Source organism: Cellulosimicrobium sp. NPDC055967, from assembly GCF_042269845.1.
GTDB lineage: Bacteria > Actinomycetota > Actinomycetes > Actinomycetales > Cellulomonadaceae > Cellulosimicrobium.
On record NZ_JBHJYJ010000003.1, the window covers coordinates 24,139 to 40,104 of the forward strand.

The following is a 15,966-nucleotide window of genomic DNA, read 5'->3' on the forward strand; positions in this document are numbered from 1 at the left end:
GCGTCAGCCCTCGTCGTCCACCCGTCCGGCGATGACGGCGACGGCGCGCGCGAGCTCGTCCCCGCTCGGGATCGCGTCCGGGCTGAGCAGCCAGAGGATGCCGAGGCTCTGCACGAGCACGAAGTCGAGCCGGGCGACGGCCGCGAGGTCGTCCTCGCTCAGCTCGGGGCGAGCCGCCCGCAGGTGCTCGAGGATCCCGAGGTAGCCCTGCCCGGTCGCAGCGGCCAGCTCGCGGCTCGCCTCGCCGTCGCGCAGGACGCGCACGGAGTTCTCGAGGCTCGCGAGCAGGGCCTCGCGGTGCGCGGCGAACACCTCGGGCATGCGGTTCCACAGGGCGGCGAACCCCTCGAGGAGCGGGAGCGACGCGGTCTCCTGGACGACCGCCTCCATCGAGTCGCCGATGCCGCTGCCGAGCGACTCGAGGAGCGCCTCGGTGAGGAGGCGTTCCTTGGAGCCGAAGTGGTAGCCGATCGCGGCGAGGCTGACGCCGGCCGCGGAGGCGATCTCGCGCGCGGTCGCCTTGGCGACGCCGCGCTCGACGATCACCTGGCGCGCGCCGGCGAGGAGGTCTTCACGGTTTCCCACGAGGGACAGTCTATCTCGAGAGTCAGACAAATGTTCTAGACAAGCGTGCCACCCCTCTGTTAGACATGTGTTTAAGACGAACGTCCAAACGGAGGGCACCGACATGACCGGCACCGACCACACCCCGCACGTCCTCGTCTCCGGCGGCGGCATCGCCGGGCTCGCGCTCGCGCTGCAGCTCGTGCGGCAGGGCCGCCGCACCACGCTCGTCGAGCGCGCCACGGCCCCGCGTCCCGGGGGCCAGGCGGTCGACCTCCGCGGCGCGAGCCGCGAGGTCGCGACCCGCCTGGGCCTCATGCCCGGCATCGAGCAGCGCCGGGTGCACGAGGAGGGCCTCGCCTACGTGGACGGTCGGGGTCGGGTGTTCGGCCGCATGTCGATGGCCGCCTTCGACGGCGAGGGCGCCGTGGCGGAGATCGAGATCGCGCGCGGAGACCTCGCGCGCGTCCTGCTCGACGCGCTCGTCGCGGCCGGGGACGAGGCACCGGGCCTCCTCGACCTGCGCTACGGCGACCGCATCACCGCGCTCACCCAGGACGCCGACGGCGTGGACGTCACGTTCGAGCACGCCGACGACGCGCGCTTCGACCTCGTCGTCGGGGCCGACGGCGTCCACTCCGCGACCCGCCGGCTCGCGTTCGGCCCGGAGGAGCAGTTCGCGACGTACCTCGGCGGCTACGCGGCGTTCTTCACCCTGCCCACGCCCGACGACGTCGAGCCGGGCTGGTTCGCCATGCGGTTCGTGCCCGGTGCGACGTTCGGGATCCGCCCCGACCTCGACCCCTCGACCTCGAAGGCCCTGCTCACGCTCCGGGTCGACCGGGACCCCGCGCTCCGCGGCGACCGGGCGGGGCAGGAGGCGCTGGTCCGCGGCCTCCTCGAGGGCGCGGGCTGGCACGCCCCGACGATCCTCGACGCGATGTCCGACGCGTCCGACCTCTACTTCGACGAGCTCGTGCGCATCGACGTCCCCGACCCCGTCGCCGGCCGGGTCGTGCTCCTGGGGGACGCGGCGTCGTGCGGCTCGCCCATGACGGGCCAGGGCACCGCGACCGCCCTGGTCGGCGCCTACCTCCTCGCCACGCGGCTGGGGGCGACCCCCGACGACCCGGCCGGCGCGGCGCGGCGCTACGCGGCCGACGTCGCCCCGTTCGTCGAGGCGGGGAAGAAGATCCCCGGCGGCGGCATCGCGCGCATGGTGCCGGGGAGCCGGCTGGAGGCCGCGGTGCTGCGCGCGACCACCCGCGTCATGCTGTCGCGCGCGCTGCGCCCGCTCGTGCGCCGCATGTTCACGGCCGGCGGCGACGCGCCGTCGCTCCCGGTGACCGACTCGGCGCCGCAGCCCGTCCGCTGAGCGACCGCCCGGCTCCGTGCCGCGCCGGGCCCGCTGCGGGCCCGGCACGGCACGCCGTCAGACGAACCCGAACACGGGCGGGAAGACGACGACCACGATCGCGGCCCACGCCGCGTACACGGGCAGGAACCGGGTCTGCCAGGCCACGAGGTCGGCGAACGGCCGCCGTCCGCGCAGGAACGCCGTCGCCAGGACGGCGGACCACACGAGGTGCACGAGCAGGAGCAGGTTGAGCCCGAGCGCGGCGGCCTTGTTGGGGCTGACCCCGAACTCGGCGATGCGCGTGAGCATCGCGGTGAGCGCGACGGCGTCGACCGCGAGCGCCGCGACGACGAGGACGACCTGGAGGCCGTCGAAGAACGACGGCGGCGCGAGGGGGTCGCGCGCGGAGACGGAGTAGAGGAGCAGGCAGAGGACGAGCACGAGGATCGCGTCCATGAGGATGAGCAGCTCGCGGTCGACGGCGGCGAGGTTCCCCGCGGTCGCGAGGACGACGAACGCGGCGAGGAGCATGACGAGCGTCAGCGGCGTGAAGACGCGGGTCAGCACGGGCGCGATGTTCTCGACGACGTTCTGCTTGGCCTCGACGAGCCACGCGGCCACGATCAGCGCCGCCGGGACGCACAGGGTCAGGATCCAGGAGTCGAGGTAGGGCTCGAGGTCGACGCCGGCGAGCGAGAAGACCCCGATCGTCAGGCCCAGCAGGACGCCGCCCCCGAGCGCGATGAGCGTGTAGTACACGGCGAGCTCGCCCGTGAACCGCACGAAGTCCATGCGTCGTGGGTGCGAACGCCACCGCCCGCCGACGTACGCGAGCCCGACGACGGACCACAGCGCAACGGGGGCGGCGAGCGCCGCGAGGACGAAGGTCGAGTCCGTGGGCTGGAACGGGTACAGGTTGAGGACGAGGCCCAGCGCGACGAACGGCACGACGAGCGCGCCGACCACCCGTGCCGTGACCTGCCGCTTCCACGCGAGGTAGGCCGTGAGGAACGGCAGCACGAGGAGCCCGACGTTGAGGCCGACCGTCTCCCAGGGGAGGAGCACGGTCGCGACCTTGACCGTGACGCCCACCGCGACGGCGAGCGCGAGCACCACCGCGAGCTCGCGCCACGACCGCGTGCGGCCGGTCGGCTGCTCGCCGACGAGGACGAGCTGCTTCCACAGCCGCTCGGAGTGCTCCTGCGCGAACTCGCGCGACAGGTCGTCGAGCGTGCCCATGCGCTTCACGGCGACGAGGAACGCCTCGTCGTCGTCGAGCCCGGTCGCGCGCAGGTCCTCGACCCGCTCGCGCAGGTGGTCCTCCATCTCGTCGACGTCCGCGCCGGAGATGGCCTCGCGGCGGCGGACGTAGCCGCGCCACTGGTCGATCTGGGCCTCGAGCGCGGCGTGCGGGCCCGGGCTCACCCCGTCCGCCGGGGCGGTCGTGGCGCCCATCAGGCCCACCCCTCCGCGACGCGCGGCGGGGTCGGCAGCCCGTCCTGCGCCGTTCGCCAGACCTGGTGGAGCGCGTGCGCGACGACGTCCCACTGGGCCTGGCGCTCGACGAGCGCCTCGCGTCCCGCGGCGGTGATCGCGTAGTGCTTGCGGCGCCGTCCGACGTCGGACGTGCCCCACGACGCCTCGACGAGACCGAGCCTCTCCAGCCGGTGCAGCAGCGGGTACAGCATGCCGTCGGTCCACTGCATGCGGCCTCCCGAGAGCTCGTCGACGCGCTTGAGGATCGCGTAGCCGTACGACCCGCCGTCCGCGAGGATCCCCAGCACGAGCGGGGTGGCCGACGCGGCCACGAGGTCCTTGTCGATTCGCATGGCACTCCTATGCCTAGTTCTTCTAGGGATAGAGACCCTAGCAGATCTAGGTGTGGTTCCCGCCCCCCGCTACGGTGACCGGACGGCCACCCGTCAGCCCTGGGCGGGCGCGCGTGGGCCAGCGCCGCACTCGAGGCCGGGGTGCGCCGGAGCGAGGACACGGAAGCCCCGCGCCTCGTCGCTGCTCTTCCAGCCGTACGGGAACGCCGGCGGCGCCGGAGCGGGGTGACCCCGGTCCCGGCGCCGCGTGCGTGCTCGGTCAGGCGACGGCGGTCGCCTCCAGCTCGACGAGCTGTCCGGGGACCGCCAGGCGGGTCACCCCGAGCATCGTCGTCGCCGGGGCCACGCGCGCGGCCCCGAGCCGTGCGGCGAGCACCCCGTAGTGCTGGAGGAGCGCGTCGACGTCGGTCGTGTAGACGTTCAGCCGGACGACGTCCGCGAGCGTCATGCGCGCCTGGCTCAGCACCGCCTCCAGGTTGTCCAGGCTCAGCGTGAGCTGCGCCGCGAGATCACCCTCGTGCCGGGGGCGGCCGTCGTGCGACATCGCCGTCTGCCCGGAGCAGAAAAGGGTCCGGGCGTGCCCCGAGACCAGCTCCGCCTGGTTGAACCCCAGCTCCTGCGACCACGTCACGGGGTTGATCGCCGTTCGTTCCACTGCCATGCCGACTCCGTCCGACTCGTCCTGCCGGGCGCGCGCGTCGACCCTCGTGGCCGACGTCCCGCACACCCGTCTCCGAGCCTCTCGGCGATAGACGACACCCCCTGTCATGTATCCCGGTACGTTTCTCAGGTGCGCGCCGACCGGCTGGTCTCCCTGGTGCTGCTGCTCCGACAGCGGGGCCGGCTGTCCGCGACCACCCTGGCGCGTGAGCTCGAGGTGTCGACCCGCACGGTCCTGAGGGACGTCGAGGCGCTCTCCGCCGCAGGCGTGCCGATCTACGCCGAGCGCGGCCGGCACGGAGGCTTCACGCTCCTGCCCGGGTTCCGCACGGAGCTCACTGGCCTCACCCCGGACGAGGCGCTCGCCGTGCTCGCCGCCACGTCGGGTCGTGGTGGGCATGTGCTCGACCTGGGAAGCGCGCTCGCGTCGGCCGTCCGCAAGGTCGTCGACGCGCTTCCCGAGGCCCACCGTGGCGCGGCCGACGACGCGGCCCGTCGGATCCTCGTCGAGCCGGAGATCGACCTGCTCGCTCGCCGGCAGGCTGCCGAGGAGGTCCCCGTGGCAGTCCTGCGCGAGGTCCGGCGCGCCGTGCTCGGCGGGCGGAAGCTCCGGATCCGCTATGCGGCCGTCGGCCGAACACCGGCCTCGCGCGAGGTCGACCCGGTGGGCATGGTCACCGCCCGCGGCACGGGCTACCTGCTCGCCACGGTCGGCGGGGAGGACCGTACGTACCGCCTCTCCCGGGTCCTTGCCGCCGTGGCGCTCGCCGAACCGGCGGACCGTCCCGACGTCGTCGACCTCGAGCAGCTCTGGCGCGAGCGAAGCGCCCGGTTCCGGGCCGGTGACGACCAGGTCGTCGCGCGCGTCCGGCTCGTGCCGGACCGACGGGACGTGCTCGTAGGCACCGCGGTCTCCGTCCACGCCGAGTCCGTCGCCGACGGCGGCCTGCTGGTGCTCGACGTGAGCTTCCAGGACCTCCGGCACGCCGTCTGGGCGGTGTGGCAGCTCGGGCCGGACGCCGAGGTGCTGGACCCAGCACCGCTGCGCGACCTGCTGCGGGACCGCGCCGTCGCGACCGCGCGACGCTACGGGGCACCGGACGACGCCCCGACAGAGTGACGGCCCCGCCGCGGACGGCGCGGCGGGGCCGTCGTCGAGCCCGGGCGGGACCAGGTGGTCCCGCCCGGGGTCGTGCACGGGTCTCCCGGAGGAGGGTCGGGCTACCCGGCGTAGGTCTCGAGCTCGGCGACGCGGGGCGTGCCCGACGCGCCGGTGATCTCGAGGTTGATCTTCTTGAGCGACGTCGCGGTGAACGTGATCGTCCCCGCACCACTGCCCGTCTTCAGGACGGCGCCCGTGTCGTTGTTCACGAGCCGCCACGTCCCGATGCTGCCGCCGCCCGCGGCCTCCTTGACGACGACCCTGCCGACGGTCGTCGCGGTGCCCCACTTGACGGAGACGGTCCCCGTCGAGCCGCTGGGCGACCACCACGTCGCGGTGCTGCCGTCGATCGCGTTGCCGTAACTCGTCCCGCTCGCCTTGCTCGAGCCGTCCGCGCCGGCGCCGAGGCTGAGGTTGGTGCCCGACGGCGGGTCGGTCGGGTCCGTGGGGTCGGTCGGGTCGGTCGGGTCGGTGGGGTCGGGGTCCGGCGTCTGCGGCGTGCACGAGCCGTCCGAGACCTTGAGGCCCTTGTTCGCGCCCGCGGTCTGGTTCACGAGGTTCGGCACGCAGCTCGCGCCGTCGAGCGTGTAGGAGTAGGGGATGCTGACCGACGTCGTGGAGGTCAGGTTCGGACCGGCCGGCTGGATGTCACCGCTCGGGCTCGACCACGTCACGTTGTCGAGGACGTTCCCTGCGACCTGCCAGGTGCCCTTCTGGTCCGTGTAGAACGTGCCGAGGACGTCCTTCGAGTCCTCGAAGTAGTTGTTCTCGACCTTCGCCTTCGCCCCGGCCCGCGAGTTGATCCCGGACTCGTTGAGGTGCACGTAGTGGTTGTTGTAGATGTGGGCGATGCCGCCGCGCAGGAGCGGCGTGCGCGAGTCGAGGTTCTCGTACTTGTTGTGGTGGAACGTCACGAACCCGTTGGACGTGTCGCTCTCGCTCGAGCCGATGAGGCCGCCGCGGCCGGAGTTGCGCAGGATGCTGTAGGACAGCGTCACGTACTGGACGCCCGCCTTCATGTCGAACAGGCCGTCGTAGCCCTCGGACTCCCCGCCCGACGCCTCGAGCGTCACGTGGTCCACCCACACGTTGCGGACGTCGCTCTCCATGCCGATCGCGTCGCCGCCGTTCGACGTGGGCGAGCCGGACTTCTTGACGTTCTTCACGGTGACGTTCTGGATGATGACGTTGCTGGCCTCGCGGAGGTGGATGCCCAGCTGGTCGAACGTCGCGCCGTTGCCGACGCCGACGATCGTCACGTTGCTGACCTGCTTGAGCTCGATCACGCCGGCCGCCGTGTTGCAGCTGTCGCCCGAGACCTTGGCCGTGTTGCCGTGGTTGATGGTGCCCTCGACCTCGATGACGATCGGGGTGTCGTCGCTGGCCCTGTTGCACAGGGCCGCGTGGATCTGGGTGCCGGTCGTGGCGCGGACGGTCTGGCCGCCGGCACCGCCGGTCGTGCCGCCGTTCAGGGTCGCGTAGCCGGTCGCGCTCCCGGTCACGGCGGCGTTCGCCGTGCTGGTCAGGGCGGTCACGCCCATCGTGGCCGCCAGGGCCGTCGCGGCAGTGGCCGCGAGCAGTCGTCGTGCGACGGGTCGTCTCATCGTGGTGCCTCACCTTTCGTCATCGAACTGGGGGCGGTGCGTGGTGACTCGCGGTGGCCAGGTCCGCGCTCGCGTCGGTCGACGCGGCGACCTCGTCCTGGTGCGCGGGCGCCGGGTCGTGCGCACTGCGCGGCTCCCGACGACGACGTCGGGCTGGCCCGCCTCGACGAGCTCGTCGAGGCCCTCGGAGGAGGTAGAGATCTGGGTAACCGGTTTCCCGATCGTAGGATACCGGTTTCCCATTGCGCAAGCCGGGTGTTCTTGACTCCCGCTTGACCGTCGCACCCTGCCGACGGGGAGCGTCACGCTCGTGTCGCAGGAGGGTCGGCGGCGTACCGACTCTCTCCCGCTGCTACATCAGCCGGGTCGACTCGAGCGCCTTGGCGAGGTCGTCGTTGAGACCGATGAGCGGGACCCGGAGAACGAGACCGAGGAGCAGGGCGGGGAGGACGAAGAGAGCGAGACAACCGAGGGAGATCCAGTAGTCCCCGTCGTAGATCCCCGCGATGGCCGCGCGGACTGCGGTCGTCGCGTGGGAGACCGGGAGGAAGGGGCTGATGTTCTGGAACCACTGCGGGAGGACGCTGAGTGGGTAGGCCCCACCCCCGGCCGAGATCTGGACGACGAGCAGGAAGACGGCGAGGGCCTTGCCGGCCTCGCCGAACGAGAGGACCAGCGTGTACGTGATGAGCGAGAAGACCAGCGACATCACCCAGCCCGCGAGGATCAGCAGTGCCGGGTAGACCGGCCGCACGCCGACGAAGCCGATGAGCCCGACGTACAGCAGCGAGCTCTGCAGGAGAGCGAGGACGGCGAAGATGCCGTAGCGGCCGAGGTACTCCTGGGGGAGCGTGAGGTCCGTCCCGGCCGGTAGACGATCCCGCACCACGTCGACCCGGATCAGGACCGAGAGCAGCAGCGCACCGACCCACAGGCCCAGGACGGAGTAGAAGGGCGCCATCTGGGCACCGAACGTGTCGACCTTGAACACCGGGATGGTCTTGAGCGCCACGGGAGAGCTCAGCTCGCCGGCGAAGGTCTCCGGGTCGGGGCCGACGATCTCGGTGAGCTTGCTGAGATCGCCCGACTCCGAGGCTTCGCGCAGCGCGGAGGCCACGCCGTCGAACCGGGCGGCCGCGGCGTCCAGATCCCCGGCGATCGTCGTCATGGTGCCCTCGGCGGCCGTGAGCACGCCAGCGAGGGACCCGGAGCCTTCCGACAACGCAGAGACCGCGCCCGACAGGTCGTCACCGATGGCGACGAAGCCGCCGTTGATCGACGAGAGCGTGCCGGCGAGCCGGTCGAGCTGGGGCCTCAGGCTGTCGGCGTACGAGCTCTGGACGCCCTCGACGGCGTTCCTGGCCTCGTCGACGAGAGCGATGACCTCGTCACGCGTCGCCTGGCTGTCCGTCTCGCCCTGGGACAGCCGCGTCGCTGCCTCCTGGAGGCGGTCGCGCAACAGCTCCTGGCGAGCGAGGGCTCCGTCGATGCGAGAGACGACCAGCTCGAGCGCGTCGCGCAGCACGGGGTCGGTCGCAGCGTCCGCCTGCGCCTGGAGCTCGTCTCGCACTCCCTGGTAGGCGGTGATCTGCGAGTCGACCTGCGCGGCGAGCGTGTTCAAGGTCGCCACCGCCGTCTGGTTCTGCGAGTCCAGCGACGTGAAGAGCTGGTCTACCTGTGCCCCGAGTTCTCGATAGCTGTCAGCGCTCGTCGAGAAGGCCGCAGCGAGCGACTCCGTCGCGGTGTCCAGCGTGGAACCGAGTGCCCGTGCCGCGTTCGACCCGTCACCGATCGCCCCGGCCGTCTCGCGCAGGGCGTCGACCGACGAGGTCGCGAGCGACGACGCGCTGCTCACCAGCGGCTTGCTGGACGAGACGAGCATGCCGAGGGCCTGCGCGCTGCTGGCTCCCGCGCGCAGCTGGGAGGCGAGCGCCGTGGCGTTCGCCTCCAGCCGCGAGATGGCCGCGCGCGTCTCGGGGTCCTCGAGGTTGTCCGCGAGAGACGAGACGACCCCCAGCCCGACCTCGTTCAACGTCTTGGTGAAGGTCTCGTTGATCTGCACGGAGACCTCGGTCGCCGCCTCGCCCGTGATCTTCGGCGACAGCGCGTTCGTCTTCTCGTTGGTGTAGTAGTCGATCCGGGCCGACGTCGCGCCCGGCACGAGGAAGGTCATCATCTGCTGGCTGAAGTCCGCGGGGAGCACGAGAGCGGCGTAGTACTCCTCCGCCTCGGTGCCCCGGATCGCCTCCTCCGGGCTGGTGAACACCCAGTCCAGGTCGGTGTTGGCGCGCAGGGCGGACAGCACCTGATCCCCGATGTTGATCCGCACGGGCAACAGCCCACCCTCGTACCCCTCGTCAGCGTTGGCCACCGCGACCTTGAGGTTCTTCACGTTGCCGAACGGGTCCCAGCTCGAGAGCACGTTGAACCAGGCGAAGAACGAGGGGATGACGACGACCCCGAACAGCACGACGAGGGCGATCGTGCTCCGCGTCGCCTGCCGCAGGTCGTGACGGAAGAGCAGGGAGACGTTCCTCACGACCGGTCCCCGTGCCCCTGGAGCTCAGCCAGAGGCGTGTCCGAGCGGGTGGCTCGCTCCTCCCGTGCCAGGACCTGCCGCAGCGTGCTCTCGGGCATCCCCTCCACCTTCCCCGCGAAGACGATGTTCTGCCGGATGTACTCGATCGTCACGATGGTCCCGATCACGAGCAGGCACAGCACGCCCCAGAGGCCGAGGATCGTCGCCTTGGCGTCCGGCACGACCCAGGCGATGCCCAGAAGTACCGCGCTCACGACGAGACCGATCAGCAACGCCAGCCGGATCACGGTCAGATGGTGCTTCGCGAACCACTCCGCCCGACGTGCCGTCTCCTCGCGGAACCGCTGTCGATCGCTCAGCGCCTGGACGATCTGGCCGAGGCGGCGCCGGGAACCGAAGATCTGCACGTCCTCGCTGACGAAGAGCCCCGTCTCGGCCAGCTTGACGTTGAACAGCCGCGAGAAGTTGCCGAGCCTCTGCCGCAGGAACATCCCCAGGACGAAGGCCAGCACCGCGAACAGCAGGAGCACCGCGACGTACCGCCAGTAGTAGCCGTCGTAGAACCCGCCGATGGTCTCGCGCATCGCGTCGATGCCGTAGGTGAAGGGGAAGAGCGGAAACAGGGACCGAAAGAAGCCCGGCATCATCTCGATCGGGTAGATGCCCGAGGCACCGGGGATCTGCATGATCACGAGCAGGATCGCCAGACCCTTGCCGACGTAGCCGAGCGACACCGCGAGCGCGTAGATGATCGACACGTAGACGAGCCCGGCGAAGACGCTGGTCGCGACGAACGCTGGGGCGCTCGCCATCTGCACCCCGATGACGACGTCGCCGATGCTGACCAGGAGCGCCTGGAGCACGTTGAGCGCTGCGAGGAGCATCCACCTCCCGAGGTAGGCCTGGCGCACGGTGAGGTCCGGGATCCCGTCGGTGTCTGCCTCCTGCTTGAGGAGCACGACGAGCATGAACGCACCGATCCACAGAGCGAGGTTCGTGAACAACGGCGCCATGGCGGACCCGTAGGTGGCCACGGGGAACAGGTTGTGCTGCTTCACCTCCACCGGCGACGACATGAACTGCGCGACCTGCTGCGGGTCGAGCTCGGTCAGCGCGCTCAGCTTGCGCCAGACCTCGGCGCTGCTCAGAGCGCTGACGTCGGTCCGCAACCTCTCGAGGTCCTGTTCGACACTCTCCAGGTTGCCGTCGAGCAGGGTGACCGCGGAGCTCGCCTCGGCCATCTGCCCCTCGAGACCGTCGAGGAGCACGACCGCCTGCGTCACCAGCTCTCGTTGCGCCTCGAGCGCGGTCGAGAACGCGCCGGCGCTCGCCGAGAGCTCGGCCATGGTCCGGTTGATCTCCGGGACGGTACCGATCAGCACGGTGTGGATGGCGCCCGCCGAGCTCGCCGAGTCCTGGACGGCGCCGTTGATCGCGGTGGCGGTCGTCTGGAGGGCTGTGGAGACGTCCGTGATGTCCTGGTTGAGCGCCGCCAGGTCGCCGAGGAGCTGCCGGTCCGCCTCGTTGCGCTCCGCCAGCCGGTCGACCGCCTCGCTCAGCTCGCGATACCCGGGGTCCGCCGGGTCCATCGTCGCGAGCTGCGCCTGGAGCTCGGCGAGCACCGTGCTGCTGGCGTCCGCGACGGCCCCCGCGTCGTCGATCGCGGTGCCGATGGTGAGATTCGCGTGCTGCACACCTGCCGAGAGCGTGGTGACGGCGAGGTTCAGCCGCGCCGACGCCCCGGACAGCAGCGTGGCGCCGGACACGTACGCCGACGTGACCGAGTCGGTGAACGAGACCAGGTCCTGCTGCGCGTCGGCCACGAGGGTCTGAGCCTCGGTGATCGAGGACTGGACGTCGCCGATCGTCTCGTCCACCTGGGTGAGCGCGCTCTTGGCGTCCGTGAGCGCGGTCCCCGCGTCGGCGAGCGTCGTCTGCAGGTCCGCGAGGCCGCCGCGCGCGGCCTCCAGCTCTCCGACGGTGGCGTCGAGAGCGTCGAGCGTCGTCGTCCTCGCGTCGAGCAGGTGGGCCCCCGTGTCGACGCCGGCCTTCTCGAGGTCCTCGGCGATGGTCTTCGCCACGGTGGAGACGAACGTGCTGTTCACCTGAGAATCGAGGGTCGACGCTCCGACGCCGGTGATCTTCGGAGCGATCGCGTTCGCCTTCTCGTTGACGTAGTAGTCGAGCTCCGGGCGGACGTAGGTCCCCGTGGTGATGCTCAGCAGGTCCTTGCTGAAGGTGGGCGGGACGACGATGGCGGCATAGTATTCTCCGGATCTCACCGCGCGCATCGCGGCGTCCTTCTCGAGAAATCCCCACCCGAGCTGGTCGTTGGTCTTGAGCTGGTCGACGATCTGGTCGCCGACGTTGAGCTCTCCCGTCATCTCCGACGACGCCCCCTCGTCGAGGTTGACGACCGCGACCTTGACGTGCTCGGTGTCCGAGTACGGATCCCAGAAGGCGAGGATGTTCACCCACGCGTACATGGACGGCATGATGACGAGCCCCAGGACGATGGCCCACACCTTCGGTACCTGAAGAATTCTCCGGGCATCGCGGCGAAACACCCTCAGGGCATTGGCCATCGTTCCTCCCCGTCGCCCCGCGGTGTGCAGCGAGTGCATATGGACGTCGCCTGGGCGCCTCCCGGACAATGATTGTTCCGCGTCAGCGGACGACCGCGTTCCGTCGGTGCACGGGCTCGTGCCTCGGTGCACGAGTTTGGCGCGGTCCGCACAAAAACTCTCGGTCGACCCGTGATACCTGGCAAAGATCACCCGTCACATCACCCTGGCATCCCCCACCGGCTCCGCTGCGCCTCGGCCCGCAGGAGGCCGCGCAGCACGCACCCGGACTGCGTCGTGCACGGGTGAGGAACGGGTGACGACCCGTGTGCGCGCTCAGGTGAAGTTCCTGGCCCGCCGCACTCCTGACAAGGGCCGGTGCTACCGTCAAACGGCGCGACACGCCCAGAGATCTCGACGTAGGAAATGCGGATGACACGCCGCGAGCCGCGGTACGACCGTGACTCGTCCGACCATGTGGCATGGGCGACGGAAATGCACCGCGCGATGATTCCAGACGCGGGAAGATCGCACCCAGGAGGACCTCATGCGCACACGAGTCGTCCGGCCCGACACCAGTGGTTCGGTCGTCGTAGGCCGGAACATGGACGTCCTGGCGAACCGGCTCCTCGCCGCAGCGCGGGCCGAGGCGACGGCCCCGTAGGCCCCGTGGTGGTCGCCTCACGGCGTCCCGACGGACCGCGCCTCGTCGCGCAGAACCTGGCTGCACGCGATCCCGGACGCAGGCGCCTGACCTCCGCGGCGGTCGTGTCGGCAGGCGTGCTGTGCAGCGCGGTGCTCGCGCTCGAGGTCGTGCGACGTCTGCACGCCGACCCCGCCCTCCTGGCCATGGCGGTGTTCCTGTCGGCCCAGGCAGGCAACGTCGTCAAGGACCGCACACCTCGCGCCCGCGCCGGCACGGCCCTGTTCCTGGTCCCCACGGTCGCCACGGCGGTCGCCGTCGCCGCGCTGCTGTCCGCGCACCGACCAGCGGTTCTCGCAGTCTTCGTGGCACTGACCGGCGCTGCGACGTGGGTCCGCCGGTACGGGCCCCGAGCGGCAGCGATCGGCATGCTCGCGTTCATGGGCTACCTCTTCACCCTCTTCATGCGGCCCACCCCGGAAGAGCTGCCGGCCTACTGCCTGATCGCCGTCGGCGCGGTCGCGACCCAGGCCGTCGCCCGCGCCCTCCTCCGGCTCGAGCACCCTCGCCGTACGTTGCTCGCCCTCCTGGCCGAGCTGCGCATCGCGTCCGCCACCGCACTCCGCTCCGCGTCCCACCCGGCCCGCACCGGCACGCTCCGCACCCGGCTCGCCCGGATCGACGCGGTCGGCCGTGCCCTCACGTCATGGCAGCAGGACTACTCCACGTCCCGCCACGTCGGCTGCAGCGAGCGGTCGCTCGCCCGGCTCGTGCTCGACGCCCGGATCTGCACCGAGGAGACGTGCGACGAGCTGGCCCGTGCTGCCGATCGCCGAGCGGGGACCAGGGAGAGCGCCGTCCCGACCGCTCTCGCGCACCTGGACGCGGTGCTCGGCCCGCACCCGTCGAGCGCCCGCGTCGAGGCCGCGAGGGCGTGGGCCACCCGCACGCTCTCCTCGCGAGGGCGACCCCGTGGTGACGGCGTCCTGGAGTATCTCGTCGCACGGAGCACGCTCGCGCACGCCCGACTGCGCCAGGCCGAGCAGACACGTGGCACCCCGATGCCCCCGGTCGGTGCTCCGGACCCGTCGAGAGCCCACGCGTGGACCGGCGTCGGCGCTGCCGCACCACGTCCCGAGCGCCGCGTGCCCCACCCGCGCTGGACGCCGTGGCGGGAGTGGGCGCCGACGAGCCGGCTCGCGGTGCAGGCGATGATCGCGGCGTCGACGGCGGCCGCCGTCGGCGAAGCCATCTCCGCGAGCCGCTGGTACTGGGCGGTGATGAGCGCGTTCGTCATCTTCGCAGGGACGACCACGCGGGGTGGCGTCCTCACCCGTGCGTACCGGCGGGTCGCGGGGACGGTGGGAGGCATCGTCGTCGGCGTCGGGGCCGTCTCCCTGGCCGACCAGCACACGAGCGTCCTCGTCGGGATCAGCGTCGTCGCCGTGTTCGGCATGCTCTACCTCGGGCCGGTCAACTACGTCTACACGTCGTTCTTCATGACGGTCGTCGTGGTCGCGATCTACGCCATGCTCGGCGCCCTCCGCCACGACATCCTCGAGCTCCGGCTCGAGGAGACCCTGGCGGGAGCGGCCATCGGCGTCCTGTGCGCCTACCTGATCCTCTCGGCGAGCTCGCACCCCGCCCTGCTGGTGACGGTGAGCGCCTACTTCCATGCGCTGGACCAGCTGCTCCAGGTCGGGGACCGTACGTTCGGCGGGCGCGGCGACGGTGACGAGGCCCTCGCTGCCCTGCACGACCTCGAGGCTGCACGGGACGACGCCGAGCAGACCGTCGAGACGATGTCGACGGCGCTGCTCGGCCGCCACGTGTCAGAGGTGTCCGCCATCCATCTCATGTACGTCGCGACCCGCGCGTGCGGGGCCTTCGCGCAGGCGGTGATGGTGCGCGGGGCGCAGGCGGCCGGGAGCAGCGGCACGGGCGACCTCGTCGTTCAGGAGGCGATCGCCGACGTCCGAGCGGCTGCGGACGCCACCCGGGGTCGGCTCGACCACGCGCGGGACGGCACGTCCACGTTCGCCGCGTCAGTCGTCTCCCAGGTCCATCGGTTGCCGTCGGACGCGAGCGCGTCCCAGGCGTCGGCGCTCTTCGCCCTGGGCCGGGTCGAGTGGGCTCTGCGACACCTCTCGGAGGTCAGGTCGCGGCCGCCCGCGGGGTCGCGCCCGTCCGCACGGTCCGAAGGATCTGGATCACGCCGAGGACGACGAGGGAGACGCCGAGCACCCACCACAGCGCAGCGACACCCCACATCGGAGCCAGCAGCAGGACGACCCCGGCGAGAGCGCTGACGCCCGCGAACGCGAACGTCCAGCCCGCCGGACGCCGGGGACCGGGGGCCGCCGCCTCCGAGCGCATCGTCACGACGGCGACGACGCTCTCGACGATCCACAGGATGCCGACGAGCATGCCCACGAGATCGGCGAGCCACACCGTGGCGCGGCCCAGGTGGGTCAGGGCGACGACGCCCACGACGACGCCGAGCACCCCCAGCAGCCCGAACCCGACGCGTGCACCTCGCGCGCGGGAGCGCGAGGACGCGAACGCCAGGTAGACGACGCCCACGACGAGCGCGTAGACCGCCACGATCGCGGCCGCCACCTGTGCGGTCCTCGTCGGCCAGGCCAGGACGAGCATCCCGAGGACGAGCGCGACGACGCCGCTCGCCCGGATGACCGCCCGCAGGCGGTGGCCGAGGGAGCCGGGCTCGTCGTTCTCGGCGACGGTGCGTGGGCCCGGTGTCGACATGCCGCATGACCTCTCGTCGCAGGACGACGTGCGAGCAACCGATCGGCGGGGATATTCGGTGCGCCGACGAAGAGCCCGTTCCGCACGGATGCGCGGCGGCGTCCGGGCGAGCATATCTTTCCGCTCTCCCGCGCGCATTCAATGGAATATCGGGTGACCGCCGGGGTGACCGCCGGGGTGATATTCAGGGCATTCCCAGGCAGGATCGCGACGCCGTGGACACAATCGATCTCATAGGCGTAGCAATGTCCGACGCGGCCGGCACGGTCGTCGTCGAG

The 15,966-nt window shown here is 71.4% G+C and carries 10 protein-coding genes and 1 pseudogene; 3 read left to right on the top strand and 8 right to left on the bottom strand.

Annotated elements, in window-relative coordinates; translation table 11 throughout:
• Nucleotides 1–3: 3 nt before the first annotated feature.
• Nucleotides 4–585: a TetR/AcrR family transcriptional regulator gene (locus tag ACFC2L_RS04965; protein ID WP_375823200.1), complete on the bottom strand. Its 582-nt coding sequence runs from the start codon at nucleotides 583–585 to the stop codon at nucleotides 4–6.
• A gap of 103 nt (nucleotides 586–688) precedes the next feature.
• Between ACFC2L_RS04965 and ACFC2L_RS04970 the strand changes: the two genes are divergently transcribed.
• Entirely contained in the window at nucleotides 689–1,939 is a 1,251-nt protein-coding gene (locus ACFC2L_RS04970) for an FAD-dependent monooxygenase (RefSeq protein WP_375823201.1), read from the top strand.
• 57 nt (nucleotides 1,940–1,996) lie between these two features.
• Here ACFC2L_RS04970 and ACFC2L_RS04975 read toward each other — a convergent pair whose 3' ends face one another.
• The 3 genes from ACFC2L_RS04975 to ACFC2L_RS04985 form a co-directional block, all read right to left on the bottom strand.
• Nucleotides 1,997–3,376, bottom strand: a complete 1,380-nt coding sequence (locus ACFC2L_RS04975; RefSeq protein WP_375823202.1) for a permease prefix domain 1-containing protein — start codon at nucleotides 3,374–3,376, stop codon at nucleotides 1,997–1,999.
• Complete coding sequence (locus tag ACFC2L_RS04980) at nucleotides 3,376–3,750, bottom strand: PadR family transcriptional regulator (RefSeq protein WP_375823203.1); 375 nt, start codon at nucleotides 3,748–3,750, stop codon at nucleotides 3,376–3,378. The genes ACFC2L_RS04975 and ACFC2L_RS04980 overlap by 1 nt, the downstream gene beginning before the upstream one ends.
• Before the next feature lie 259 nt (nucleotides 3,751–4,009).
• On the bottom strand, nucleotides 4,010–4,405 hold the full coding sequence (locus ACFC2L_RS04985) for a RidA family protein (protein WP_375823486.1): 396 nt from the start codon (nucleotides 4,403–4,405) through the stop codon (nucleotides 4,010–4,012).
• Nucleotides 4,406–4,540: 135 nt separating this feature from the next.
• On the opposite strand from ACFC2L_RS04985, the gene ACFC2L_RS04990 reads away from it, so the two are divergent.
• Complete coding sequence (locus ACFC2L_RS04990) at nucleotides 4,541–5,530, top strand: helix-turn-helix transcriptional regulator (RefSeq protein WP_375823204.1); 990 nt, start codon at nucleotides 4,541–4,543, stop codon at nucleotides 5,528–5,530.
• 101 nt (nucleotides 5,531–5,631) lie between these two features.
• On the opposite strand, the gene ACFC2L_RS04995 is transcribed toward ACFC2L_RS04990, so the two are convergent.
• From ACFC2L_RS04995 to ACFC2L_RS05005, 3 genes are all read right to left on the bottom strand, one after another.
• Nucleotides 5,632–7,176 (bottom strand): polysaccharide lyase family 1 protein, encoded by a 1,545-nt coding sequence (locus tag ACFC2L_RS04995; protein WP_375823205.1) that lies wholly within the window; start codon nucleotides 7,174–7,176, stop codon nucleotides 5,632–5,634.
• Between the two features lie 352 nt (nucleotides 7,177–7,528).
• Nucleotides 7,529–9,715, bottom strand: a complete 2,187-nt coding sequence (locus ACFC2L_RS05000) for a YhgE/Pip family protein (RefSeq protein WP_375823206.1) — start codon at nucleotides 9,713–9,715, stop codon at nucleotides 7,529–7,531.
• Entirely contained in the window at nucleotides 9,712–12,339 is a 2,628-nt protein-coding gene (locus tag ACFC2L_RS05005; RefSeq protein ID WP_375823207.1) for a YhgE/Pip family protein, read from the bottom strand. The genes ACFC2L_RS05000 and ACFC2L_RS05005 overlap by 4 nt, the downstream gene beginning before the upstream one ends.
• Nucleotides 12,340–14,133: 1,794 nt before the next feature.
• Here ACFC2L_RS05005 and ACFC2L_RS05010 point away from each other — a divergent pair.
• Nucleotides 14,134–14,520: pseudogene (locus ACFC2L_RS05010) on the top strand (FUSC family protein); the annotation flags it as partial.
• 556 nt (nucleotides 14,521–15,076) lie between these two features.
• On the opposite strand, the gene ACFC2L_RS05015 reads toward ACFC2L_RS05010, so the two are convergent.
• Entirely contained in the window at nucleotides 15,077–15,688 is a 612-nt protein-coding gene (locus tag ACFC2L_RS05015) for a DUF308 domain-containing protein (RefSeq protein WP_375823208.1), read from the bottom strand.
• Between the last annotated feature and the right edge of the window lie 278 nt (nucleotides 15,689–15,966).